General features: G+C 66.7%; 20 protein-coding genes. 6 read left to right on the forward strand and 14 right to left on the reverse strand.

Annotation, left to right across the window (positions count from 1 at the left end):
• Positions 1-8: 8 nt before the first annotated feature.
• The 7 genes from IB232_RS20090 to IB232_RS20120 form a co-directional block, all read right to left on the reverse strand.
• The gene (locus tag IB232_RS20090) at positions 9-1,637 is read right to left on the reverse strand and encodes a BatD family protein (protein ID WP_192400343.1); all 1,629 of its coding nucleotides are present in this window, start codon (positions 1,635-1,637) and stop codon (positions 9-11) included.
• Complete coding sequence (locus IB232_RS20095) at positions 1,634-3,406, reverse strand: VWA domain-containing protein (protein WP_192400344.1); 1,773 nt, start codon at positions 3,404-3,406, stop codon at positions 1,634-1,636. The genes IB232_RS20090 and IB232_RS20095 overlap by 4 nt, the downstream gene beginning before the upstream one ends.
• Positions 3,406-4,425 carry a vWA domain-containing protein gene (locus tag IB232_RS20100; protein WP_192400345.1) on the reverse strand — a complete coding sequence of 340 codons (1,020 nt, stop codon included), beginning with the start codon at positions 4,423-4,425 and terminating at the stop codon, positions 3,406-3,408. The genes IB232_RS20095 and IB232_RS20100 overlap by 1 nt, the downstream gene beginning before the upstream one ends.
• Positions 4,418-4,915 carry a DUF4381 domain-containing protein gene (locus tag IB232_RS20105; RefSeq protein ID WP_192319584.1) on the reverse strand — a complete coding sequence of 166 codons (498 nt, stop codon included), beginning with the start codon at positions 4,913-4,915 and terminating at the stop codon, positions 4,418-4,420. The genes IB232_RS20100 and IB232_RS20105 overlap by 8 nt, the downstream gene beginning before the upstream one ends.
• On the reverse strand, positions 4,912-5,847 hold the full coding sequence (locus IB232_RS20110; RefSeq protein ID WP_412547754.1) for a DUF58 domain-containing protein: 936 nt from the start codon (positions 5,845-5,847) through the stop codon (positions 4,912-4,914). Before IB232_RS20110 ends, IB232_RS20105 begins: the two co-directional genes overlap by 4 nt.
• A gap of 28 nt (positions 5,848-5,875) precedes the next feature.
• Positions 5,876-6,835 carry an AAA family ATPase gene (locus IB232_RS20115; protein ID WP_192400347.1) on the reverse strand — a complete coding sequence of 320 codons (960 nt, stop codon included), beginning with the start codon at positions 6,833-6,835 and terminating at the stop codon, positions 5,876-5,878.
• A 398-nt stretch (positions 6,836-7,233) separates the two neighbouring features.
• Entirely contained in the window at positions 7,234-8,088 is an 855-nt protein-coding gene (locus IB232_RS20120) for a DUF1353 domain-containing protein (protein WP_192400348.1), read from the reverse strand.
• Positions 8,089-8,314: 226 nt separating this feature from the next.
• Here IB232_RS20120 and IB232_RS20125 point away from each other — a divergent pair, with 226 nt between their 5' ends.
• From IB232_RS20125 to IB232_RS20145, 5 genes are all read left to right on the forward strand, one after another.
• A complete protein-coding gene (locus IB232_RS20125) occupies positions 8,315-13,174 on the forward strand; it encodes an NAD-glutamate dehydrogenase (protein WP_192400349.1) in 4,860 nt (1,619 codons plus the stop codon).
• Between the two features lie 235 nt (positions 13,175-13,409).
• On the forward strand, positions 13,410-14,135 hold the full coding sequence (locus IB232_RS20130; RefSeq protein WP_192400350.1) for a type 1 glutamine amidotransferase: 726 nt from the start codon (positions 13,410-13,412) through the stop codon (positions 14,133-14,135).
• Between the two features lie 414 nt (positions 14,136-14,549).
• Positions 14,550-15,959, forward strand: a complete 1,410-nt coding sequence (locus tag IB232_RS20135; protein ID WP_192400351.1) for a circularly permuted type 2 ATP-grasp protein — start codon at positions 14,550-14,552, stop codon at positions 15,957-15,959.
• A gap of 2 nt (positions 15,960-15,961) precedes the next feature.
• The gene (locus IB232_RS20140; RefSeq protein ID WP_192400352.1) at positions 15,962-16,912 is read left to right on the forward strand and encodes an alpha-E domain-containing protein; all 951 of its coding nucleotides are present in this window, start codon (positions 15,962-15,964) and stop codon (positions 16,910-16,912) included.
• Entirely contained in the window at positions 16,909-17,706 is a 798-nt protein-coding gene (locus IB232_RS20145) for a transglutaminase family protein (RefSeq protein WP_192400353.1), read from the forward strand. Before IB232_RS20140 ends, IB232_RS20145 begins: the two co-directional genes overlap by 4 nt.
• Before the next feature lie 28 nt (positions 17,707-17,734).
• Here the strand turns inward: IB232_RS20145 and IB232_RS20150 are convergent, their stop codons facing one another.
• Positions 17,735-18,145: a hypothetical protein gene (locus tag IB232_RS20150; protein ID WP_192400354.1), complete on the reverse strand. Its 411-nt coding sequence runs from the start codon at positions 18,143-18,145 to the stop codon at positions 17,735-17,737.
• Between the two features lie 229 nt (positions 18,146-18,374).
• The gene (locus tag IB232_RS20155; protein ID WP_192400355.1) at positions 18,375-19,481 is read right to left on the reverse strand and encodes a DUF2855 family protein; all 1,107 of its coding nucleotides are present in this window, start codon (positions 19,479-19,481) and stop codon (positions 18,375-18,377) included.
• 74 nt (positions 19,482-19,555) lie between these two features.
• On the opposite strand from IB232_RS20155, the gene IB232_RS20160 reads away from it, so the two are divergent.
• On the forward strand, positions 19,556-20,203 hold the full coding sequence (locus IB232_RS20160; protein ID WP_192400356.1) for a TetR/AcrR family transcriptional regulator: 648 nt from the start codon (positions 19,556-19,558) through the stop codon (positions 20,201-20,203).
• Between the two features lie 82 nt (positions 20,204-20,285).
• Here IB232_RS20160 and IB232_RS20165 read toward each other — a convergent pair whose 3' ends face one another.
• The 5 genes from IB232_RS20165 to IB232_RS20185 form a co-directional block, all read right to left on the reverse strand.
• Positions 20,286-20,687 carry a GFA family protein gene (locus IB232_RS20165; RefSeq protein ID WP_192400357.1) on the reverse strand — a complete coding sequence of 134 codons (402 nt, stop codon included), beginning with the start codon at positions 20,685-20,687 and terminating at the stop codon, positions 20,286-20,288.
• 26 nt (positions 20,688-20,713) lie between these two features.
• Positions 20,714-20,872: a DUF2986 domain-containing protein gene (locus tag IB232_RS20170; protein WP_192400358.1), complete on the reverse strand. Its 159-nt coding sequence runs from the start codon at positions 20,870-20,872 to the stop codon at positions 20,714-20,716.
• Positions 20,873-21,897: 1,025 nt separating this feature from the next.
• Positions 21,898-22,239, reverse strand: coding sequence for a hypothetical protein (locus IB232_RS20175; RefSeq protein ID WP_192400359.1), 342 nt, complete (start codon positions 22,237-22,239; stop codon positions 21,898-21,900).
• Between the two features lie 394 nt (positions 22,240-22,633).
• Positions 22,634-23,455, reverse strand: a complete 822-nt coding sequence (locus IB232_RS20180; RefSeq protein ID WP_192400360.1) for a c-type cytochrome — start codon at positions 23,453-23,455, stop codon at positions 22,634-22,636.
• Position 23,456: 1 nt separating this feature from the next.
• Positions 23,457-23,810: a rhodanese-like domain-containing protein gene (locus tag IB232_RS20185; protein ID WP_192400549.1), complete on the reverse strand. Its 354-nt coding sequence runs from the start codon at positions 23,808-23,810 to the stop codon at positions 23,457-23,459.
• Between the last annotated feature and the right edge of the window lie 374 nt (positions 23,811-24,184).

Raw genomic sequence — 24,184 nt, forward strand, 5'->3', positions numbered from 1 at the left:
GCGTCTGGTCAGCGTGGGTACAACGGCGGCAACGGGCTGGCTTCCTGCGGCTTAGCCGCGGCTTCCAGGGCCGGCAGGCTGCGGATGGCTTTCCACAGGCTCTCGCCTTGCCACTGGTGGCCGCTCTCGCTGTACAGCGCGCCATTGAGGCCGTCGAGGGCGTCGGACAGGGTGGCGAAGCGCGCGGCCATGTCGGCCAGGGTTTCCGGCTGCTGGCGGGCCCAGGCGTCCAGGGCCTGGCGGGTGGCGTGGGGGTCGTTGGCCAAGCAGGCACGCTTGAGATCGTCGAGCAGAGTGCGCGGGCTGGGGCCGGTCTGTGCGGTGGGCAGGATCGCCGGCTGGCGGCGGGCGCGCCACCACAGGCCAAAGCCCAGGGCGGTGGTCAGGGCGAGCAGGGCGCAGGCCAGCTGCCAGGGCCACAGCAGCACCGTGCCGTCGCCAGCCAGCGCGGGCTGGCCGGTGGTCGGGGTCTCCACTTCCAGGTTCGGATTGACCGCCACTTCCAGGGTGCGTGCCGGCAGGCTGGCGACCTCCAGGCGATCCTCGGTGACGTTCCACCAGTGCACCTGAACTTCCGGCAGGGCGATGCGCCCGCTCTGGCTCGGCACCAGGGCCTGGCTTTCCTCGCGGCTGCCGATCAGGCCCTTGTCGTTGGTCTCGTTGCGCAGCTGCGGCTGGTCCGGATAGCGGCGCAGGCCGGGGCTGTCCTGCACCGGCATGGGGGGCAGCTGAGCGCTGGACAGGCCCTCGGCGCGCAGCATGATGCTGCGGGTCAGCGAGTCGCCGACACTGGCCTTGTTCGGCTCCGGGTTCCAGGCTTCGCTCAGGCTGAGATCGCGGGCCGGCAGCCAGGGGGCGTCGGCCGGCCAGCTGTCGGGCCGCGGCTTGACCGTCAGCGGGATCTCCGGCGACTTAACCCGGGTCAGGCGACCCGGGCGCGGGCCGAAGGGGTTGTAGTCGTTGTCGCGCACGGCCGGGGTGGCGCTGAACACCTGGGACGGGATGGTCAGCTGGCCGCTCTGCTGCGGGAAGATCGCGTAGCGCAGCTCGATCACGCCGTGGCGCACGCCGTTGACGTCGGTCTCGAAGGTGCGCGGGTCGCCCAACTGCTCGACGCGGGCGTCGGGAATGTTCAGCGGGGTCAGGCTGCTGTCGTCGTACAGCGATACCGAGTGGTAGATGCGCAGGGTCAGCAGTACCTGAGCCTGCACATAGACGCTCTCCTGATCCAGGCTGGCGTCGATGAAGATCGGCGCCAGCTTGCCGCTGCCGCTGGCGTCGCCCTTGACCACCTGCAGGGTGATCGGCTGGCTCTCGGCATCGCCCAGCTTGAGTGGCGGCACCACCACGTAGCCACTCTGCAGCGGCAGCAGGGTGACGATCCAGCGGGTGCTGGAGCGCGCCTTGCCGCCGAACGACGACAGGCGGTTTTCCTGGCGCGTGCTGACCACTTCGAACTGCTGCTTGAGCGGCGCCAGGTCCGGCATGCCGAACTGGGTGACGTCCTCCGATTCGAGGATCAGGTCGAAGGTTTCGCCTTCGTTCAAGCGGGCGCGGTCGACGGTGGCGGAGAAGTTGGCGGCCCAGGCCTGGGTGCCGATCAGGCAGAGGAGGAGGGCGCAAAGCAGGCGATTCATCGGGACTGTTCCTGGCGCTGCTGTTGTTCGTAGAGGAATTTGCGCCGCAGCAGTTCGCCCGGATCATCCGGAATCTGCCGCAGCCATTGTTCCAGCGCATCGCGCTGTTCGCCGTCCAGCGGTTCGGCGCTGGCGGTCTGGGTGGCGTCTGCAGGCTTGTCGCTGGCGCCCGCCTGCTGCTCGCCGGGTTGGGCCGTCTGCTCCTGGGCGTTCTGCTGGCCTTGCTGCTGTTGTGGCTGCTGCTGACCTTGCTTTTCCTTGTCTTGGCCCTGTTCCGCTGACTGCTGCTGATCGGCTGGCGACCGTTGTGGCTGCCCGTCTTGCGACTGACTGGAAGCGGACTGCTGTTGTTGCTGGTCCTGCTGTTCCTCGCCCTGCTGCGATTGCTGTTGCTGCTGTTGTTGCTTCTGCTGGCGCAGCAATTGCTCGACCAGCGCCTTGTTCTGCTGCGCCGGCTGCAGCTCCGGCTGGCGCTCCAGGGCCTGCTCGTAGGCATCCAGCGCCGCTTCAAGCTCGTTGCCCTTGGCCAGCGCGTTGCCACGGTTGTAGTGGGCGCTGGCGCTGTCGGACTGGGCGAAGCGTTCGGCGGCACCGGCATAGTCGCCGGCACGGTACAGAGCCTCGCCCTGCCACTGTGAATCGCGGAAGCGAGCCGCAGCTTCCTTGGGCTTGTCCGCCTCGAGCAGGCGCTGGCCCTGCTGGTCCGCGCGCAGCCACAGGTCGTCCCAGCCCAGCGCGTAGCTCGGCTGCGGGTTGCCGAGCAATAACAGCGGCAGGCAGAACAGCCAGCCGCGACGCCCGGCGCAGGCGGCAATCAGCAGCAGCGGCAGCAGCAGCCAGTGGCCCTGGTCGGCCCAGGCCTGCAGCTGGGTCGGTTCGGCGCCTTCGCGCAGTTCCTGTGGGCCGTCGAGCAGGTCGAGGGCCTGCAGGTCGCGGTCGTCCAGGCGCGCGTTGCGGTACTGGCCGCCCAGCTCGTTGGCGAACTGGCGCAGGCCGGCGCTGTCCAGGCGTGGCACCAGGATGGCGCCGTCGGCATCCTTGAGGAAGCTGCCGTCCTCGCCGCGGATCGGTGCACCCTGGGGCGAGCCGATGCCGAGTATGGCCAGGCGCTCACCGCGGCTGCCGAGGGCCGCGCGCGCGCCTTCGCGCTCTTCCGCGCTCATCTCGCTGCCGATCAGCAGCAGGCGGCCGCGACCCTGGGCGCCATGCTCGAGCAGCTCCAGTGCGCGACTAACCGCCAGATCGGCGCGTCGGCCCGGCTCGGGCATGATCGAGGGCTTGACCGCTTCCAGCAGGTTGCGCGCGGTGGCCAGGTCATCGGACAGTGGCGCCAGGGTATGGGCACTGCCCGCATAAACGATGATCGCGGTCTGCGCGTCGCTGCGCGCCTGCAGCAGGTCGAGCAGCTTGCGCTTGGCCTGTTCCAGGCGGCTTGGCGCGGCGTCGGTGGCGAGCATCGCCGGGGTCAGTTCGAGCAGCACCACCAGCGGGTCGGCGCGCTTCTGGCTGGCCTGTTCCATGCGCTGCCAGCTGGGCCCGAGCAGGGCCAGCAGGGCGAGCAGCCAGGCCAGGCCGAGGGCGATCCACGGCAGCTTGTTGCTGCGCGTGCGGCCACCGGACAGCAGCACCGCCTGGAACGCGGCCGGCAACAGCAGCTGCCAGCGCCCGCTGCGCCGCTCGCGGTGCCACAGTTGCCACAGCAGCCAGCCGAGCAGCGGCAGCAGGAGCAGCCAGAACGGGCGCAGCCAGTGCGGCCAGAGCATGTCCATCAGGCCGTCCCCCCGAAGCGCGAGGTCAGCGCCTGCCAGTGCTGCGGCCACAGTTCGCGGGCCACCAGCAGCAGGCTGATCAGCAACGCCGCGGCCAGCGGCCAGGCATACAGGGCCAGCGCCGGGCGGGCGCGGGTCGGCAGCTGGGCGGCCGGCTCCAGCTGGTCGAGGGCCTCCTCGATCTGCTGCAGCTCCTCGCTGGTGCGGGCGCGGAAATAGGTGCCGCCGGTCTGCTCGGCGATGGCGATCAGCGTCGCCTCGTCGAGGTCGACGCCCGGGTTCAGCCCAAGCATGCCCATGATCCCGCTCTGCTCGGGATCGGCGCCGATGCCTATGGTGTAGATCTTGACCTTTTGCTCGGCGGCCAGGCGCGCGGCGGTCTTGGGTTCGATCTCGCCGCCGTTGTTGGCGCCGTCAGTGATCAGCACCAGCACGCGGCTGTCGGCAGGGCGCTGGCGCAGGCGTTTGACGGCCAGGCCGATGGCGTCGCCGATGGCGGTCTGCGGCCCGGCGATGTTGATCAGCGCTTCGTCCAGCCAGGTGCGCACGGTGTGGCGGTCGAAGGTCAGCGGCGACTGCAGGTAGGCGCGGCTGCCGAACAGGATCAGGCCGATGCGGTCGCCGCGGCGGTCCTCGACGAAGTCGCCGAACAGCTTCTTCACCAGTTCCAGGCGCGAGATGTCTTCGCCTTCCCACTGCATGTCGTCGTGGTCCATGGAGCCGGACACGTCCACCGCCAGCAACAGGTCGCGGCCGCTGGCCGGCAACGGCAGCGGCTCGCCGACCCATTCCGGGCGGGCCGCTGCCAGCAGCAGAAACATCCACAGCAGCACGAAGGGCGCCTGCTGGCGCCAGGCCGGCTGGTTGGCGCGGGCGCGGCGGCCGCTGAGGCCCTCCAGCTCGCCGAGGAAGCTGACCTTGAGCGCCGCCTCGCCGCTGTCGGCCGCCGGCAGCAGCAGACGCAGCAGCCAGGGCAGGGGGGCGAGGAGCAGGGCCCAGGGCCAGGCGAACTCAAACATGCTTGCGAATCCAGGTGTCGACGGCCTGGTTGAGGCCGTTGATGGCCTTGTCGTCGAGGCTGCAGTGGCTGCGGTAGGTGCCTTCCACCAGGATCATCCAGCGGGTCAGCCCGGCGGCCGGGCAGCGGCTGTCGAGGAAGGCCAGCCAGGCGCGGCCGCTGAGCACATGGCTGTTGTCGGTGGGGTAGTCGGCGCGGGCCAGGCGCTTGAGCAGGGCGTTGAGCTGCTGCAGCCAGGGCCCGGCGTGCTGGCCATCGTAGGGGCGCACCAGGCGCGCCAGTTCGGCCAGGGCGGCCTGGCGCATGGGGTCGAGCGGCTGCTCACCTTGAATCGCCTGTTGCTGACGACGCGGCAGGTAGCGGCGCAGGTACCACAGGCCCCAGAGCAGCAGCGGCACCAGCACCAGCAGCGCCCACCAGCCGGGCGCCAGCGGCCACCAGGACACCGGTGGCGGAGCGATGGTTGGTTGCAGCTGGTCGAGCGGATTCATGCGCGCTTGCCCGCCTGCGGGCCAGTGAGGTGTTCGCGCAACTGCTCGACCAGGTCATGCGCGGTGGATAGCGCCAGCAGCGGCACGCCGAGCTTCTGCGCCAGGCGCTGCCAGCGCGCGCGACGCTGTTCGGCCAGGCCACTGTAGGCAACGCGCAGGTCGTCGCCGCGGGTGTCCAGCTCCAGCTGCGCGCCGCGCTCGACGAAACGCAGCAGGCCGGCGTTGGGCAGGTCGTGGTCGAGCGGGTCGGACACCGGCAGCAAGAGCAGGTCGGTGTGCCGCGCCAGTAGGCCCAGCTGCTGTTCGGCGGAATCGTTCAGCGCGCGCTCGTCGCAGACGATGATCGCCAGGCTGCCGGGGCGCAGCACCTCGCGGGCGCGGCGCAGGGCCAGGCCGAAGCTGTCGCGTTCGCCGCTGGCATCCGGGTGCAGGGCCTGGTTGGCGCGGGTCAGGCGGTTGAGCAGCTGCAGCAGACTCTGCTTGCTGCGCCGCGGCTTGATCTCGTGGTGCTCGGCGTCGCCGAACACCAGGCCGCCGATGCGGTCGTTGTGCGCCAGTGCGGCCCAGCCGAACAGGCTGGCGGCCTGGGCGGCGAGCACCGACTTGAACTGCAGTGCCGAGCCGAAGAACAGCCGGCGGCTCTGCTCGACCATGATGAAGATCGGCCGCTCGCGCTCCTCATGGAACAGCTTGGTGTGCGGCTCCTGGGTGCGCGCGGTGACGCGCCAGTCGATGGTGCGCACGTCGTCGCCGGCCTGGTACACGCGCACCTGGTCGAAGTCGACGCCGCGCCCGCGCAGCTTGGAATGGTGCAGGCCGATCAGCGGGCTGCGCTTGGCCGGGGTGGAGAACAGCTGCACCTCGCGCACGCGGTGACGCATCTCGATCAGCTCGGCGAGGCTGACGCGGATGCCCGGTGGGGTCGGTTGCATGTGCATGGAAGAAGCTCGCCGGCGGCCGTCAGGCCACCGCCACCACGTCGAGGATGCGCTGCACCACGCGGTCCTGGTCGATGCCGGCGGCTTCCGCCTCGAACGACAGGATGATGCGGTGGCGCAATACGTCGAACAGCACGGCCTGGATGTCCTCGGGGCTGACGAAGTCGCGGCCGGCCAGCCAGGCGTGGGCACGGGCGCAGCGGTCGAGGGCGATCGAGCCGCGCGGGCTGGCGCCGTAAGCGATCCACTCGGCCAATTCGGCATCGTGCTTGGCCGGGGTGCGGGTAGCCATCACCAGCTGTACCAGGTACTCCTCCACGGCGTCGGCCATGTACAGGCCGAGGATATCCTGGCGGGCGGCGAAGATCGCCTGCTGGCTGACCCGGTGCTCCGGCTTGGCCTCCCCGTTCAGCGCGTCGCCACGGGCCTGGGCGAGGATCTTGCGTTCCACGCTGGCGTCTGGGAAACCGATCTTCACATGCATCAGGAAACGGTCGAGCTGGGCCTCGGGCAACGGGTAGGTGCCTTCCTGCTCGATGGGGTTCTGCGTGGCCATGACCAGGAACAGCGGCGACAGGTCGTAGGTCGAGCGGCCAATGGATACCTGACGCTCGGCCATGGCCTCCAGCAGCGCCGACTGCACCTTGGCCGGTGCGCGGTTGATCTCGTCGGCCAGCACCAGGTTGTGGAAGATCGGCCCCTGCTGGAACACGAAACTGCCGGTTTCCGGACGGTAGATCTCGGTGCCGGTGATGTCGGCTGGGAGCAGGTCGGGGGTGAACTGGATGCGGTGGAACTCGGCCTCGATGCCTTCCGCCAGTTCCTTGATGGCCTTGGTCTTGGCCAGGCCCGGGGCGCCTTCCACCAGCAGGTGGCCATCGGCGAGCAGGGCGATCAGCAGGCGCTCGATGAGCTTTTCCTGGCCGAGGATCTGGGTTGCGAGAAATTGCCGCAGCGCGACAAGCGCCTCACGATGTTCCATCGAGAATCTTCCTGGAAAGGGACTGACGGGTTGCCGAATTCACCCGATCGGATCAGGGGTCTGCTGCTGTTTTTTCACGGATCGCGTTGCTGCGAAAAAATGCGCCAGGCTAGGCGCAGGACGCAGGCAATGGTAATCCCCTTGCCAAGTCCTGCAACCACGCATGGCGCATTTTTTCGCGCAACCCGCAGGGACGGGCCGGTTTGTGAGCGGGACGTTGTTGCTCGTCGCTCATTTGGCGGACCAAATCTCGCTTCTCGCGCCTAGCCCCGCTCAAAAACCGGCACCGGCGCGACCGTGAAAAAACAGCAGCAGACCCCTCACTCTACTGCATCGGAGCGGCAACTGGCATGTCCTCGGATGGGCTCTGCCGACCAGTTCCGCTTGCCGGGCGCGGCTCAAGCAGACTGCTGCTCCTCGACTAAGTTCACTGGCGCCGGCTGGCTCAGTCCGGGCAGGGCGCTGGTGCAGCGCAGGGTGCTGTTCTGTGGCCGTGGGCCCCGCACATCCGGCGCACCGAGCAGACGCACCGCCAGGTAATAGGAGAAGGCCGGCAGCCAGAGCATGCCGGCCTCGCGCAGCATGCGGAAGAACAGCAGGTCGGCCTCGTGCTTGGCCACCGGCGCAGCGTTCAGGTACTGGTACAGCGCGTCGTGCACCAGGCTGGCCGGATGGGTCAGCGGCCAGAACACGTCGGCCTCGCAGATTTCGCCGCCGTGCAGGTGCAGCACCCGGTGCGGCTTCTCCCACCAGTCCGGCACGCCGATGATCGCCAACCAGTAGAACGGTACCTTGGGCGTGCAGCCGTCCCAGGCGTAGGTGCTCGGCCGGGTGAAGTCGTAGTGCACTTCCTGGCGCTGGGCGTCCAGGGTTGAGTGCCCCGGATTGACGATCAGCAGGCCGTCGTGGATCACCAGCCACTCGCCATAGAAGTAGCGCCCGGCGAACTCCGGGCAGTGGCGCAGGTAGGGCTGGTCGATGTAGTTGAGCCAGGGCCCGCAGTGGTCGCGACTGGCGAAGCCCCACTTCTCCTCGGCCGCGGCCAGCGCCAGGGCCGCGCGGCGCAGGCGTTCGCGGCGGCCGATCCAGCGCGGCAGCAGCACGCCGAGATAGACCGGTATCCCGGCCCACAGCAGCGGCTGGATCAGGCTCGGCCGCAACCACGCCGCCAGGCCGAGCAGGGCCAGGCCGACGGCGGTGATCAGCAGGTTGCCGAAATGGAGGAGCAGATGGCGACGGAGTGGGGACTGCATGGTTTCCCTGCCGGACTACGTGGAGTCGCACCTTAGCAGCGGGGCGGCTGCAAGGCGATGAACGAATATGTCGCGCCGCCGCAATCCAGCTGCCATGGGCTGTCGCTAAGCTTGCCGTGACCTGATGGTCGCCGTGCGCCTGCCGAGTTCAGCCTATCGCCTAGACTGCTTGGAACCCCCGGCGCCGCGCGCCCAACTCGAATAACAAGTCCAGTGGAGCATCAACATGGCGTTCTTCACCGCGGCCAGCAAAGCCGACTTTCAGCACCAACTGCAAGCGGCCCTGGCGCAGCACGTCAGCGACAAGGCGCTGCCACAAGTGGCCCTGTTCGCCGAGCAATTCTTCGGCATCGTCTCCCTCGACGAACTGACCCAGCGCCGCCTCGGCGACCTGGCTGGCAGCACGCTGTCCTCCTGGCGTCTGCTCGATCGCTTCGACGTCGCCAAGCCGGTGGTGCGCGTCTACAACCCGGATTACGAGAAGCATGGCTGGCAGTCCACGCATACCGCGGTGGAGGTACTGCACGCCGACCTGCCGTTCCTGGTCGACTCGGTGCGCATGGAGCTGAACCGCCGCGGCTACAGCATCCACACCCTGCAGAACAGCGTGTTCAGCGTGAAGCGCAAGAAGAGCGGCGAGCTGCAGGAGCTACTGAGCAAGGGCAGCACCGGCAAGGACGTGCAGCACGAAGCGCTGATGTACCTGGAGATCGACCGCTGCGCCAATGTCGGCGAGTTGCGTGCCCTGGAGAAGGGCATCCAGGAGGTGCTGGAAGAAGTACGCCTGGCGGTGGCCGACTTCCAGCCGATGAAGGCCCGCGCCGAGCAGCTGCTGGCCTGGCTGGACAAGGCCAAGCTCAAGGTCGAAGGTGCCGAGCTGGCGGAAGTGAAGACCTTCCTCACCTGGCTGCTGGACAACCACTTCACCTTCCTCGGCTACGAGGAGTTCACCGTGGTCGACGAGAAGGACGGCGGCCACCTGGTGTATGACGAGGCCTCGCTGCTGGGCCTGTCCAAGCGCCTGCGCAGCGGGCTGAAGAAGGACGAGCTGCACATCGAGACAGAGGCCCTGGATTACCTGCGCCAGCCGGTGCTGCTGTCGTTCGCCAAGGCCGCCACGCCGAGTCGCGTGCACCGCCCGGCCTACCCGGACTTCGTCTCCATCCGCGAGCTGGATGCCAAGGGCAAGGTGGTCAAGGAATGCCGCTTCATGGGGCTGTACACCTCGTCCGTGTACGCCGAGAGCGTCAACCGCATCCCCTATATCCGCCGCAAGGTGGCGGAAATCTCCGAGCGCTCCGGCTTCGACCCCAAGGCCCACCTGGGCAAGGAGCTGGAGCAGGTGCTCGAAGTACTGCCGCGCGACGACCTGTTCCAGACCCCGGTGGACGAGCTGTTCAACACCGCCATCGCCATCGTGCAGATCCAGGAGCGCAACAAGCTGCGCCTGTTCATCCGTCGCGATCCCTATGGCCGCTTCGCCTACTGCCTGGCCTACGTGCCGCGTGACGTGTACTCCACCGAGACGCGCCTGAAGATCCAGCAGATCCTCATGGAGCGCCTGGGCGCCAGCGATTGCGAGTTTTGGACCTACTTCTCCGAATCCGTGCTGGCGCGGGTGCAGTTCATCCTCAAGGTCGACCCGAAGAACCGCGTGCAGATCGACCCGGCGCGCATCGAGAAGGAAGTCATCCAGGCCTGCCGTTCGTGGAAGGACGACTACGCCAGCCTGATCATCGAGAGCTCCGGCGAGGCCCAGGGCACCCAGGTGCTGGCCGACTTCCCGAAAGGCTTCCCGGCCGGCTACACCGAGCGCTTCGCCCCGCACTCGGCGGTGGTGGACATGCAACACCTGCTCAGCCTGTCCGATGAGCGCCAGCTGGTGATGAGCTTCTACCAGCCCCTGGCCCAGGGCGACCAGGAACTGCACTGCAAGCTGTACCACGCCGACACGCCGCTGCCGCTGTCCGACGTGCTGCCGATCCTGGAGAACCTCGGCCTGCGCGTGCTCGGCGAGTTCCCCTACAAGCTGCGCCGCGCCGATGGGCGCGAGTACTGGATTCACGACTTCGCCTTCACCACCGCCGAAGGGGTGAGCGTCGATATCCAGCAGCTCAACGAAACCCTGCAGGACGCCTTCGTGCAGATCGTCGAAGGCGCCGCAGAGAACGACGGCTTCAACCGCCTGGTGCTGACCGCCGCCATGCCCTGGCGCGACGTGGCGCTGCTGCGCGCCTACGCTCGCTACCTCAAGCAGATTCGCCTGGGCTTCGACCTCGGCTACATCGCCAGCACCCTGGTCAACCACGCCGACATCGCCAAGGAACTGGTGCGCCTGTTCCGCACCCGTTTCTACCTGGCGCGCAAGCTCTCCGCCGAGGACCTGGAAGACAAGCAGCAGAAGCTCGAACAGGCCATCCTCGCCGCCCTCGACAACGTCGCGGTGCTCAACGAGGACCGCATCCTGCGGCGCTACCTGGACCTGATCAAGGCCACCCTGCGCACCAACTTCTTCCAGAACGGTGCCGACGGCCAGCCCAAGCATTACTTCAGCTTCAAGCTCAACCCGCGGGCGATTCCGGAAATTCCGCGGCCGGTGCCCAAGTTCGAGATCTTCGTCTACTGCCCGCGCGTCGAGGGCGTGCACCTGCGCTTCGGCGACGTCGCCCGTGGCGGCCTGCGCTGGTCGGATCGTGAGGAAGACTTCCGTACCGAGGTGCTGGGCCTGGTCAAGGCGCAGCAGGTGAAGAACGCGGTGATCGTGCCGATGGGCGCCAAGGGCGGCTTCATCCCGCGCCGCCTGCCGGTGGGTAACCGCGACGAGGTGCTGGCCGAGGGCATCGCCTGCTACCGCATCTTCATCAGCGGCCTGCTCGACATCACCGACAATCTCAAGGAAGGCAAGGTGGTGCCGCCGGAGAACGTGGTGCGCCACGATCCGGATGACCCCTACCTGGTAGTGGCTGCGGACAAGGGCACCGCGACCTTCTCCGATATCGCCAACGGCATCGCCCTGGACTACGGCTTCTGGCTCGGCGACGCCTTCGCCTCTGGCGGCTCGGCCGGTTACGACCACAAGGGCATGGGCATCACCGCCAAGGGCGGCTGGGTCTCGGTGCAACGTCACTTCCGCGAGCGCGGCATCGACGTGCAGAAAGACCCGATCACGGTGATCGGCATCGGCGACATGGCCGGCGACGTGTTCGGCAACGGCCTGCTGCTGTCGGACCAGTTGCAGATGGTGGCGGCGTTCAACCACCAGCACATCTTCATCGACCCCAACCCGGATGCGGCCAAGAGCTTCGTCGAGCGCCAGCGCATGTTCGCCCTGCCGCGCTCGAGCTGGGCCGACTACGACGTCAAGCTGATCTCCGAGGGAGGCGGCATCTTCCTGCGCAGCGCCAAGAGCATCGCCATCACCCCGCAGATGAAGGAGCGCTTCGACATCCAGGCCGACAAGCTGGCGCCCACCGAGCTGATCAACGCGCTGCTCAAGGCGCCGGTCGACCTGCTGTGGAACGGCGGCATCGGCACCTATGTGAAGTCCAGCCGCGAGACCCACGCCGACGTCGGCGACAAGGCCAACGACGGGCTGCGGGTCAACGGCAACGAGCTGCGCGCCAAGGTGGTGGGCGAGGGCGGCAACCTCGGCATGACCCAGCTGGGGCGTGTCGAGTACGGCCTCAACGGCGGCGCCAGCAACACCGACTTCATCGACAACGCCGGCGGTGTGGACTGCTCCGACCACGAGGTGAACATCAAGATCCTCCTCGGCGAGATCGTTGCCGCCGGCGACATGACCGGCAAGCAACGCAACAAGCTGCTGGCCGAGATGACCGATGCGGTCGGTGCGCTGGTGCTGGGCAACAACTACAAGCAGACCCAGGCCCTGTCCCTGGCCGAGCGCCGCGCCCGCGAGCGCCTGGCCGAGTACAAGCGCCTGATGGCGGCGCTGGAAGCCGCCGGCAAGCTGGACCGTGCCCTGGAGTTCCTGCCCAGCGATGACGAGCTCAACGAGCGCGCCGCCAACGGTCGCGGCTTGACCCGTCCGGAGCTGTCGGTGCTGATCTCCTACAGTAAGATCGACCTCAAGGAAGCGCTGCTGAAATCCCTGGTGCCGGACGACGACTACCTGGCCCGCGAGATGGAGACCGCCTTCCCGGCACAGCTGACCAAGAAGTTCGGCGAGGCCATGCGTCGTCATCGCCTGAAGCGCGAGATCGTCAGCACGCAGATTGCCAACGACCTGGTCAACCACATGGGCATCACCTTCGTGCAGCGTCTGAAGGAGTCCACCGGCATGAGCGCGGCCAACGTCGCTGGCGCCTACGTCATCGTGCGCGACGTGTTCCGCCTGCCGCACTGGTGGCAGCAGATCGAGGCGCTGGACTACAAGGTGCCGGCCGAGCTGCAGCTGCAGCTGATGGACGAGCTGATGCGCCTGGGTCGTCGCGCCACCCGCTGGTTCCTGCGTAGCCGCCGCGAGGACCTGGATGCCGCCCGCGACGTCGGCCACTTCGCCCCGCGTGTGGTCGAGCTGGCCGGGCGCCTGGATGAACTGCTGGAGGGCCCGGCCCGTGAGCAGTGGCTGGCGCGCTACCAGAGCTTCGTCGAGGCCGGCACGCCGGAGGAGCTGGCCCGCGTGGTGGCGGGCACCAGCCACCTGTATACCCTGCTGCCGATCATTGAGGCCGCCGACGTCACCGGCCAGCCGGCGGCGGACGTGGCCACCGCCTACTTCGCCACCGGTGGTGCGCTGGAACTGTCCTGGTACCTGCAGCAGATCACCAACCTGCCGGTGGAGAACAACTGGCAGGCCCTGGCCCGCGAGGCGTTCCGCGACGACCTGGACTGGCAGCAGCGAGCGATCACCATCGCCGTGCTGCAGATGGCCGACGGTCCGAAGGACATCGAGGAGCGGGTGAGCTTCTGGCTGGAGCAGCACAAGCCCCTGGTCCAGCGTTGGCTGGCCATGCTTGCCGAGCTGCGCGCCGCCACCGGCACCGACTACGCCATGTACACCGTGGCCAGCCGCGAGCTGATGGACCTGGCGCAGAGCGACCAGCAGGGGGTGTGCATTCCCTGAGGCATGTCACCCCTCTCCCTCCGGGAGAGGGGTAGGGGTGAGGGTGCCTGGGCCGACTCCGAGTGGCCTGTAATACCCTCACCCGCCCTACGGGCACCCTCTCCCGAAGGGAGAGGGACTGGCCTGTCTGTTCTGCCTCGGTTAGCCTGCTCCAAACAATTAAGTTCGCCAGACAAGGATGGTCCCGCATATCGGCACGGGCCTTGCCTTGCCATGCGGACAACGGAGAGTAGTCATGACCGACATCCTGATTCTGACCCACGTCGATTATTGTGCTCCGGGCCACCTCGCCACCGTTCTGGATGAGCAGGGCCTCGACTTCACGGTGCTGCGCACCGACCTCGACGAGCTCGACGGCTTCGACCTGGATCGCCCCCGCGCGGTGGCGGTGATGGGCGGGCCGATGAGCGTCAACGACGACCTGCCCTGGATCGGGGCGGAAATCGCCGCGCTGCAGCACTTCATTCGTCGCGACATCCCCATCATCGGCCACTGCCTGGGCGGCCAGCTGATCGCCAAGGCGCTGGGCGCCGCCGTGCACCGCATGCCCTACACCGAGGTGGGCTGGCAGCCGCTGGTGCGGCGTGACAGCGGCAGCCCCTGGCTGGCGCACCTGCCCAAGGAATTTCCCGTTTACCAATGGCACAGCGATACCTTCGAGTTGCCGTCCGGCGCCGAATGGTTGCTGTCCAGCCCCTGGTGCCCGAACCAGGCCTTCGCCTGGGGCGACAAGGTGCTGGCCCTGCAGGGCCATCCGGAAGTCACCGAGGGCCTGGTGCGCTGGTGGCTGCAGGACTGGTCGCACCTGCTCGACGAAACCCAGGCCAGCCAACAGGGCCAACGGCAGATGCTCGCCGACCTGCCGGCGCGCATCGCTTCGCTGAACAAGGTGGCCGAGGGCTTCTACCAGCACTGGCTGCGTCTGGCCTTCGGCGAGCCGGTGGTGGCCCAGGCCGTCTGACGATATCCCCCGGATGCAATCCGGGAACGATGTCGCCTGCCACCCGGATGCTATTCCTGAAACCCCATAAAAAAGGCCGCCTCGTGGGCGGCCAGGGAGCCAGTCGGCGGTAGGGGGAGGCCGACTGAAGAGCAATATGCAAGCCCGCCAGGCCTCGTGAGCCGAGCGAGCCGGGCTCGCGCCCGACGCTGCGCAGTCTGCCCGGGGCGCCCTGGCAACGGAAATCGAGCCTGCCTATATCCCTCATAGAAAGCTGCCATGCCGTGGGGCGCGCCCCGGCGCTGGCTGGCGAAACGCGCCCCGTGCTGGTGCGGTGCGTTTTTTCTCGATGTTCAACTGATTGAAATTGAACGATAAACATCCATGGCACGGCCCTTGCGATGGCACTCCTGTCCGGGTGACGAGGAGTACGGCATGGCCCGCGTTTTCTACGATGAGATGTACGACGCGAGCGGCGCGGTCCGCCCGCACTACCGGGAGTTCGCCCGCTGGCTGGCGGATACCCCGGACGAGTTGCAGGCCCAGCGCCGTCGCGAGGCCGACCTGCTGTTCCACCGCGCCGGCATCACCTTCACCCTCTACGGGGACGAGCAGGGCACCGAGCGCCTGATCCCCTTCGACACCATCCCGCGCAGCATTCCCGCCAGCGAGTGGCGCATCGTCGAGGCCGGCTGCATCCAGCGGGTCAAGGCGCTGAACATGTTCCTCGCCGATCTCTACCACGAGCAGCGTATTCTCAAGGCCGGCATCATCCCGGCCGAGCAGGTGCTGGCCAACGAGGGCTACCAGCTGGCCATGCAGGGCCTCGACCTGCCGCGCGGCATCTACGCGCATATCGCCGGCGTCGACCTGGTACGCGACGGCGACGGCAGCTTCTACGTGCTGGAGGACAACCTGCGTACGCCCAGCGGCGTCAGCTACATGCTGGAAGACCGCAAGATGATGATGCGCCTGTTCCCCGAGCTGTTCTCGCAGCAGCGCGTGGCGCCCATCGACCACTACCCGAGCCTGCTGCTGGACACCCTGAAGAGCTCCAGCTCGATCGACAATCCGGCCGTGGTGGTGCTCACCCCGGGCCGCTTCAACAGCGCCTACTTCGAGCACGCCTTCCTCGCCCGCGAGATGGGCGTGGAGCTGGTCGAGGGCCCCGACCTGTTCGTGCGCGATGACAGGGTGTTCATGCGCACCACCGCCGGCCCGCAGCCGGTGGACGTGATCTATCGCCGCCTGGACGACGACTTCCTCGACCCGCTGGCCTTCAGCCCGGACTCCATGCTCGGCGTGCCCGGCCTGCTGGCCGCCTATCGCAGCGGCAACCTGGTGCTGGCCAACGCGATCGGCACCGGGGTGGCGGACGACAAGTCGATCTACCCCTACGTCGGCGAGATGATCCGCTTCTACCTGGACGAGGAGCCGATCCTCAAGAACGTGCCCACCTGGCAGTGCCGCAAGCCTGCAGATCTGTCCCATGTGCTGGCTAACCTGCCGGAACTGGTGGTCAAGGAGACCCAGGGCTCCGGCGGCTACGGCATGCTGGTCGGCCCGGCCGCCACCAAAGCCGAGATCGAGGCCTTCCGCGAGCGCCTGAAGGCACGGCCCGAGGCCTATATCGCCCAGCCCACCCTGAGTCTGTCGACCTGCCCGACCTTCGTCGAGAGTGGCATCGCCCCGCGCCATATCGACCTGCGCCCGTTCGTGCTGTCCGGCCGCGAGACCCGCCTGGTGCCCGGCGGCCTGACTCGGGTGGCGTTGCGCGAGGGTTCGCTGGTGGTCAACTCGTCCCAGGGCGGCGGCACCAAGGACACCTGGGTGGTGGAGGACTGAGCATGCTTTCGAGAACTGCCTCCGATCTGTACTGGATGTCGCGCTACCTGGAGCGCGCCGAGAACCTCGCGCGCATGCTCGACGTCAGCTACTCGCTGTCGCTGATGCCGCAGGACGGCCGCGGCGACGGCCTCGACGAACTGGCCCTGCCGCTGCTGATCACCGGCACCCTGGACGAGTACCTGAACCGCCACGGCCAGCTGCATGCCGAACGCATGCTGCATTTCTTCGCCCTCGATGCGGAGAACCCGGCGAGCATCTACTGCTGCCTGCAAGCCGCGCGCAGCAACGCCCACGCCGTGCGCGGCCGGATCACCGCCGACATGTGGGAGAACATCAACGCCACCTGGCTGGAGATGCGCGGCATCGCCGCCGAGGGCCTGGGGCGCTACGGCATCAGCCGTTTCTGCGAGTGGGTCAAGGAGCGCTCGCACCTGTTCCGCGGCGCCACCTTCGGCACCATCATGCGAGGCGAGGCCTACCGCTTCATCCGCCTGGGCACCTTTATCGAGCGCGCCGACAACACCCTGCGTCTGCTCGATGCGCGCTACGAGATGCTCGGCGATGCCGCCGACGAAGTCAGCGACACCTCGGCCCGTGGCTACTACGAATGGAGCGCGCTGCTGCGGGCGCTGTCGTCCTTCGAGTCCTTCACCGAGATCTACCGCGGCTCGCCGCGCACCCACAAGGTCGCCGAGCTGTTGCTGCTGCGCCCCGAAGTGCCACGCTCCCTGCGCGCCTGCCTGGAAGAGCTCAACCTGATGCTCGCCGGCCTGCCCGGCGAGAGCGGCCGGCCGGCCCAGCGCCTGGCCGCCGAACTGGATGCACGCCTGCGCTACACCAGCATCGAGGAGGTCCTCGACGAGGGCCTGCACACCTGGCTCACCGATTTCATTCTGCTCGTCCGTCAGGTCGGCAGCGCCATCCACACGTCCTATCTGGAGGTCGTATGAGACTCTCGATTCGCCACGACACCACCTACAACTACGAGGACCAGGTGCGCGCGAGCATTCAGTACCTGCGCCTGACCCCACAGGAGAGCGCGCGGCAGCGGGTGATCAGCTGGCAGCTCGACCTGCCGCGCCCGGTGCGCGCCCAGGTCGACCCCTACGGCAACATCCTGCATGTGCTGACCCTGGACGAGCCGCACGAGGCCCTGGTGATCGGCGCCCGCGGCCACGTGGAGATCGACGAGCACTGCGAGTCCGAGCGCGATACCTGCTCGGCCCTGCCGTACCTGCGCAGCACCCGCCTGACCCAGGCCGACGATGCCCTGCGCGAATTCGCCCGCGCCAGCAGCGGCGGACGCAACGACCGCGACGGCCTGGTCGGCCTGATGCACGGCCTGCATGCGCAGATGCCCTACACGCCGGGCGCCACCCAGGTGGACAGCACCGCCGCCGAGGCCTTCGCCGGGCGCGCCGGGGTCTGCCAGGACCACACGCACGCCTTCCTGGCCGGCGCGCGTAGCCTGGGGGTGCCGGCGCGCTATGTGTCCGGCTACCTGTACACCGAGGACAGCGGCCACCTGGCCAGTCACGCCTGGGCCGAGGCCTGGCTGGGCGATGCCTGGTACAGCTTCGATGTGACCAACGAACTGGCCCGGCCGGAGCGGCATCTCAAGCTGGCCGTCGGGCTCGACTATCTGGATGCCTGCCCGGTGCGCGGCATGCGCCGGGGTGGCGGAGGTGAGCAGCTGCACGTGCGGGTGAACGTGGCGGCGTTGATGCAGACGCAGCAGCAGTAATGAGGCGAGCGCCGCACGGTCCGAATGACTATGGACTGACCAGCACGAAGGCGGCAGTGGCGCGGAACAGCCCGGCCGCCTGGTCCAGCGTGCCCAGGTTCCTGTCGCGCTGCTCGGGCAGTTCCGACTGCAGCTGGCCGTACAGCTGCTCGACCTGCCAGACCTCCTTGAGCTGGTCGGCCAACTCCGTGGCTTTCGCCTCGCCGATGAGGTCACCGATGGCCTGGACCATATGGTCGGCATGGCTGAGCAGTTCCTGACAGGTGCCATGCGGGTAGATGCCCTGCTTCAGCGCGGCGCTGGTGGCCTCGATGGTCTGGGCGATGCCGCCGATAAACGCCGCGACCTGCTGCTTGCGGCCCTGGCGTGCGCTGGAGAGCGTGTCGCGCAGCTTGAACAGTACCGATCCCACCTCGAACAGCGACTCGACGATTCCCATTGGCCCGGCTCCTCAGTGCGTCCTGCATGGCGCAAGGGAAACGCTAGCCCGCGTCGCCGCGGGCAGCGGTTCATTTCGCGCTTAGCCCGGCCCGGCCCATAACCAACCGACAGCGGCACCGCGGCCGTCACCTCGGACAGCTAGGGTGTACTCGCCAAAGGCAGTACACCAGCCACCGCTCCAGCTCCGCTCGACTTCGCGCCCCGTCCGAGGAGTCGCTGCGCGCTGCCTAGTCCAGCACCACCGCATTGCCTGCCAGCGGGTCGATATCGCCGGCGATCAGCGCCTCGGCCAGCTGCTGCGCGGCTTGCAGGCCGACATGCTGGTCCACCCGCATCCACGGCTTCTGCGCGTCGCCCACGCGACGGATAAAGGCCAGCTGAGCCTCGTTGAACTTGCGGGTGACCTCGGCCGCGCCCCAGTCGGCATTGCGTTTCTTGATCTGGTAGGGCGCGAAGTAGGGCTGCGGTTGCGGGCCGGGCAGCTGCGTTTCAGCAGTGCCGATATGCTCGTGGCTCTGCGCCGAGCCGGCGTAGCAGTCGTGCACCAGGGTGCCCTCGAAATGCCGGTGGATGCGCGCACGCAGCTCACGGTTGCCGGAGAAGTCCACGTATAGGGTCGGCCGGCTCGGGTCCAGGCTCTCCAGCTGGCTGTAGTCCAGCGCACTCTGGTAGCAGCCGAGCCGTTCGACGAACCCGGTGTTGCCCGCCGAGGTCAGGCCGACCAGAGCCACGCGCGGGTTGTCCTGCAGGCAGAAGGCGGTGCCGTAGGCGGTCTTGCTCGATGCGCTGGAGATCACCACCTGGCGCGCGCCGAAGAAGTCATTGTCCTCGAGGAAGTCCGCCAGCATGAAAGAGGTGATGAACAGCGGACGCAGCAGCATCTGGTAGTTCTCGTCGGCGGCGCGATAGGCGGCGTCGGTGCTGGTGCGCTGGTACTGGTTGTACGCGGAGGTCAGTTCCAGGCGGTGGGCAGCGCCGTCGTAGAAGCCGCGTTCGCTGACGCGCACCGGCTGCATCACCACATGGCTGGCGATCGGCCAGAAGCCATAGAAGCGCTCGCCCTTGGCCAGCCCCTCGACGGTGGACTCGACCACCTCGGCAAAGCCCCAGGCCGGCATGTGGAACCACTCGCTGTCGCCGGTTGGGTAGAAGTCCCAGTAGCGCAGGTGCGGAGTCTCGCCGAAGGCCGCGTAGGTGATGTTGTTGGTGGTCAGCGCCAGCCGGCTGATGCGCAGCAGGGCCTCGCCCTCCTTGAGCGCCGGCAGCTCGCGGGTGTGGATGCGGGTCTGTTGCAGGTCGGCCTTGCTGTTCTGCAGTTGGCTGATCACGGTCATCTGGGCACCTTGGGCTCGTGAATCGACGGGGAAATGACTGTAGCCTGTGCCCCTCAGCCTCGGGTTCGGATTCCATGACCAGTAAGCCACCCGCCCAGCAACAGCGCGCCAAGCCACTCAAGCGCCCGACCCAGGCGCGGGCCAAGGTCACCGTGCAGGCGATTTTCGACACCTATGTTCGGATTTGGCAGCGCGATGGCTGGCAGCGCCTGACCACCCGCGCCATCGCCCTGGAGGCCGGCGTGGCGGTGGGCACGCTGTACGACTATTTCCCCAGCAAGCACGCACTGCACTCGGGTTATGTGCGGCACTGCATCGAGGCATTGCTGGCGCGCATCGAGTCGCAGGCGGTGCAGCCGGCAGGGCTGAGCTGGCGCGAGCGTCTCGGCCGCCTGGTGCAGCTGTTGGCCGGGCTGGATGGCGGCTTGCCCTGGTTCCACCCGGACATGCTGGAGCTGGAATCCCAGGTGGCGGAGCGCAAGCACCAGCGCCGTGCCTATGAGGATCTGCTCGGCGCCTGGCAGCGGGTGATGCAGGTCGCGGCCGACCTGCCGGTGCAGCCGTCGGTGGCGACGCTGGAGGCGCTGCATCTGGCCGTCTGGGGTGGGCGGCGCTATGCGATGCTGGTGCAGTTGGAGCCGGAGCGGATGGTGGCGTGGGCGGCGGAGATGGAGCGCTTCTGTGCGTTGGCCATTGCCTCCGGTGCCGAGGCAGCGAAGTAGGGTGGACAACCGCGAAGCGTTGTCCACCGCTGGCTGATCCGCTGTCTTCTGGTTGCTGAAGAGCCCGGCTATGCCGGGTCCATCACTCGGCTTCGCGCCTGGTCATGGCCGTCAGGCTTTCCGTCCAGGGCAGTGCCGAGCGACACCATTTCTGCTGGCGTGGGACCAATGCTCGGCGCTCGTCGAGGCAGCCGACGCGCAGGCCGTAGATCCTGGGCTGGTCGGCGTCGTAGGTGTACAGGGGCGAGCCGCACTTGGGGCAGAACGCCTGGGCGCGCCTCGATCCGGCATCGCCGATCTTCACGTAGATGGACGGCTCTCCGCTGACCAGCTGAAACGAGCCGTCCACCGCCGGTACCGAGACGCGGTAGGCCGAGCCCGTGAGCTTTTGGCAGTCGGTGCAGTGGCAGATGGTGGTGCGCTCGGGGTCGACCAGGGCTTGGTACTTAACGCCACCGCAGTGGCAGCTTCCATGAACGTGCATGGGCGGGTCTCCAACTCTTGGCGGGCTTAGCTCTCGGGAGTCGCGGACTCCGGAGCAGTCTCGGCAGCGAGCTTCAGTCGATCGGCTTTGCTTATGTACTTGTTCTTGCTCTTGGGGGCGAGCTTGGCGCTGGCCTTTTTGGCGTGGGCCTTGAGCAGTTGGTTGATTTTCTTACGGCGATTCATGGTTTAGCTCGGCTTTGTAGATGCTTTGGACATCGTTGGCTTGAAGTATTTCAGGCTAAAGGTCTGTGGAGGGCTGTCGGGCCATGACATATCGGGGCATGGCCATTTTTTGGGTTGATTGAAGCATTGGTTCCGCCCTGCTGGGCGGGTCACTTTTTCCAGACGCGGAAAAAGTAACCAAAAACGCTTGCCCCGCCATCCGGCCCTGCGCTTCGCTCCGGGTTCGTTCGCTCCATCGCCGCTCCGAGGGTCGGCTTACAAGGGCCGTCCCTGGCCCTTTAAGCCTTTCGCCGCATCCATCTCACCCCTCTACGCAACGATTCCGCTCACCCTCCTGAAGGGGCGTTTAGCGCTGCCTGACAGTCCTGCCTTCCCCGTAACAAGAGGGCCTAGATTGTAGGAGCGAGCTCTGCTCACGAAGCTTTTACGGGCCAGATTCGCGAGCAGAGCTCGCTCCTACAGAGTTTGCGAAACGTTCGAAGAGCTACCAAGCAACCCGGAGTCCGAGTCCCCGTCAGGAGGCCGAGTGGAGGTGTTGCGCAGGGGGACAAGCCGCATGGATGCGGCGAGAGGCTTAAAGGGCCATGGATGGCCCTTGTAAGCCGGCCCCCCGGAGCGGCACCGGAGGGAGGGAAGTTTCGCGTAGCGAAACCCGGATGTTCGGGTGCCCTTCTCTTTGGTTACTTTCTCTTGGGCAAACAAGAGAAAGTGACTCGCCGTAACGGCGAAAAGCTAAGGTTCAGTTGAGCCGAGTGCTTCGTACTGCTGCGAAAAGAAGAAAATTCAGTTTGTTCGCCGCGAAACGAAGATTACCGGGTCGTAGGGCTCTGACTCGGGCCGGAACACCAGGCCGAACGGCTCAGACGCTAGTATGAGTCCTGGCTCATCTACTGCCCATTCGGCCATCTGCTCTGAGGTTTCAATGATGGCCTGTACCACCCCATTCGTACGGCCACGCTCCAGCATGACGCAGTCCCCCAGTTCAACATGTTCTCCTGAGGCGTAGCGCACAACTGCCCCCTTACTCACCATTGAAGCTCCAGATTGATAGCCACTTCCGGCCTGAGGGTGATGACACAAATGCCTTCGCGGTCCGTGGCTGTTCGAAGGAAAAGCTGCTCTCTGCCATTACGGGTTTGAAAGATCCACTCGGTGACCATGACGAGTTTGAGCTTAAGTAAGGTGCGCTCATCCTGGCGCCACTCGATAAAGAACTCTGCTTCATCTGGCGCTACTGTGGCTAGCACTGTGTCAGAGCCTATTTGCGCTTCGAAATGCGCTCCATACAACCAGCCTGCTTCATGAGTTCTTGTGGGCTCTACCTCAAAAAAGTTGATGAAGCTTTCTAGTTCAAGTGCGCTATTCATTTGCAGCCCTGCAATTGCCAGCCTTCAGTTTTCTCTTCCATCTTCTGACTCCCCAGGCAGCCAGGAAACCCGCAGAAAATAAGCTGGAGCAGAATAGGGCTGTCAGGTGCACCCAGGTAAAAGCTACGCAATCGTTTTGTGAGTCGCTGGGACATAGTCTGAAGAACGCTGTATTCGGTACGGTTGTATCGAGATAGGCCAGCAGAGCTACTGACCCCGCTAGTAGTGCGATGGTCGCAAGCGTCGCGGCTACAACTAGCAAGGTGACGCTGGTTAGCTTGTTCAACACGGTTGGCATTTCAATCCCTTTGCTGGCGTTCCGGGAGCAAGGCCTTTCGGTTTTTAACGAACTTAGCGGTGGCAGCGGAGGCTGTACTTCTCGTGCTGCGGAATGCTACTTGTGGCTGCCTTTCCGACCAGCCATATGCCCCAAATACCCAATCAACTGCCCCAGCTCCCTATCACTCAAAACCCCCTCACTAAACCCCGGCATCCGCCCCTGCGGCCACTTTCTCAGGCTCTGCGGATCACGAATGTACTGCCGCAAAAAGTCCCCCGCGAAATACTCGGTCGGGTTATGCGGAATATTCAGGTCCGGCCCGAAGTGCGAATCCCCCGCGCCGTTCAGGCGGTGGCAGGCCAGGCAGTTCTTCTGGAATACCGCAAAACCCGCCTGCACCTCGGCGCTGGCGTCGGCCGCGGGGAGCAGGGCGGGGAAGCGTTGGGCGACTGGGCTGAGCAGGCGGATGTGGGAGACCTGGAACGGCCATTGCTCCGGACCGATCTGCGCGGCTTCCGGGTTCTGCCACACCAGATAGAACGGCCCGGCGCTGGGCTTGCCGGCGGCCAGTGCCGGCCAGGGCTGCTCCGGGTCTTCCACTGCCAGCCAGGCGCGGGCGCCCTGGGTGCTGAGTAACGGGGCGGCGGGGAGTTCGGCGGCGAAGCCGTCCAGGGCCACGGCTTGCAGGTGGTCGCCGGGCTGCACGCCAGCCAGCAGGGTGGCCAGCGGCACGGCGCGGTAGGTCATGTCGCGCTTGTAGGCCACGTCGGCCGGTATCTCGATCTTCTGCGCCTGCGGGTGGTTCAGCAGCTGTTCGGTGCTCCAGCTGCGGCTGCCGCCGGAAAGCTCCAGCTTGAGCTCGGCGCCCCAGGCGGTTGGGGCCAGCAGGGCGGCGAACAGGGGCAGGTGGGCGAGGTGTTTGAGCGGGTTGCGCATATCAGTCCTTGAGTGCGGGTTGCAGTTGTTCGTAGCCGCCGGCGTTGATCACCTGGGTGTAGCCCAGTGCCTGCAGGTTGTCCTGGGCAATGCCGGAGCGGCGGCCGCTGCGGCAGTAGAGGACGATGGGAGCGTTCTTGTCCGGTGCCACGGCGGCGATGCGCTGGGCGATCTGTTCGTGGGGGATCAGGTGGGCGCCGGGCAGGGCTCCGCTGGCGAATTCTTCTCCGGTTCGCACGTCGATCAGCACGGCATCGCTGCGTTGCAGGGCTTTCAGGGCGGCGGGTTCGTCGATCTCGCCGGCCTGCGCGGCGAGCGGCAGGCACAGGCAAAGGCTGAGCAGCAGGGTACGCATGGCGATGGTCTCGGGCATGGACGGAATTCCACGCTAGCACAGCGGCGCCTGCGGCAGAGAGAAGGAAGGGTGGATTGCGGGAGAGGGTTGTTCCGCGGCCCGAGCGCTACGGCATCGGGCCACGGCGGGGGGAAGAATGATCAGCCGACCAGACGAGTCACGTTGGGCAGGATCAGGATGACGGTGGTGGCAAGGACGATGAGGCTCGCCTGCCGGTACTTGGCTTGTTTGAACATGATGCTACTGCCTTTGTTCTTGTTGGTATTTCGGCCATTGGCCTGCAGTTGCGTCGCAGGACGGGGCCAGAAATAACCGTGGCTCGGACAAAAAAGCCGCCCCGGCAAAACCCGGCGGCGGCACCTTGCACGGTTAAT

It is taken from the genome of Pseudomonas sp. PDM15, from assembly GCF_014851565.1.
Lineage (GTDB): Bacteria > Pseudomonadota > Gammaproteobacteria > Pseudomonadales > Pseudomonadaceae > Aquipseudomonas.

Coding starts and splice junctions, on each gene's coding strand:
- IB232_RS20090 (WP_192400343.1), bottom strand. CDS start 1,637: ATGAATCGCCTGCTTTGCGCCCTCCTCCTCTGCCTGATCGGCACCCAG.
- IB232_RS20095 (WP_192400344.1), bottom strand. CDS start 3,406: ATGGACATGCTCTGGCCGCACTGGCTGCGCCCGTTCTGGCTGCTCCTG.
- IB232_RS20100 (WP_192400345.1), bottom strand. CDS start 4,425: ATGTTTGAGTTCGCCTGGCCCTGGGCCCTGCTCCTCGCCCCCCTGCCC.
- IB232_RS20105 (WP_192319584.1), bottom strand. CDS start 4,915: ATGAATCCGCTCGACCAGCTGCAACCAACCATCGCTCCGCCACCGGTG.
- IB232_RS20110 (WP_412547754.1), bottom strand. CDS start 5,847: ATGCAACCGACCCCACCGGGCATCCGCGTCAGCCTCGCCGAGCTGATC.
- IB232_RS20115 (WP_192400347.1), bottom strand. CDS start 6,835: ATGGAACATCGTGAGGCGCTTGTCGCGCTGCGGCAATTTCTCGCAACC.
- IB232_RS20120 (WP_192400348.1), bottom strand. CDS start 8,088: ATGCAGTCCCCACTCCGTCGCCATCTGCTCCTCCATTTCGGCAACCTG.
- IB232_RS20125 (WP_192400349.1), top strand. CDS start 8,315: ATGGCGTTCTTCACCGCGGCCAGCAAAGCCGACTTTCAGCACCAACTG.
- IB232_RS20130 (WP_192400350.1), top strand. CDS start 13,410: ATGACCGACATCCTGATTCTGACCCACGTCGATTATTGTGCTCCGGGC.
- IB232_RS20135 (WP_192400351.1), top strand. CDS start 14,550: ATGGCCCGCGTTTTCTACGATGAGATGTACGACGCGAGCGGCGCGGTC.
- IB232_RS20140 (WP_192400352.1), top strand. CDS start 15,962: ATGCTTTCGAGAACTGCCTCCGATCTGTACTGGATGTCGCGCTACCTG.
- IB232_RS20145 (WP_192400353.1), top strand. CDS start 16,909: ATGAGACTCTCGATTCGCCACGACACCACCTACAACTACGAGGACCAG.
- IB232_RS20150 (WP_192400354.1), bottom strand. CDS start 18,145: ATGGGAATCGTCGAGTCGCTGTTCGAGGTGGGATCGGTACTGTTCAAG.
- IB232_RS20155 (WP_192400355.1), bottom strand. CDS start 19,481: ATGACCGTGATCAGCCAACTGCAGAACAGCAAGGCCGACCTGCAACAG.
- IB232_RS20160 (WP_192400356.1), top strand. CDS start 19,556: ATGACCAGTAAGCCACCCGCCCAGCAACAGCGCGCCAAGCCACTCAAG.
- IB232_RS20165 (WP_192400357.1), bottom strand. CDS start 20,687: ATGCACGTTCATGGAAGCTGCCACTGCGGTGGCGTTAAGTACCAAGCC.
- IB232_RS20170 (WP_192400358.1), bottom strand. CDS start 20,872: ATGAATCGCCGTAAGAAAATCAACCAACTGCTCAAGGCCCACGCCAAA.
- IB232_RS20175 (WP_192400359.1), bottom strand. CDS start 22,239: ATGAATAGCGCACTTGAACTAGAAAGCTTCATCAACTTTTTTGAGGTA.
- IB232_RS20180 (WP_192400360.1), bottom strand. CDS start 23,455: ATGCGCAACCCGCTCAAACACCTCGCCCACCTGCCCCTGTTCGCCGCC.
- IB232_RS20185 (WP_192400549.1), bottom strand. CDS start 23,810: ATGCGTACCCTGCTGCTCAGCCTTTGCCTGTGCCTGCCGCTCGCCGCG.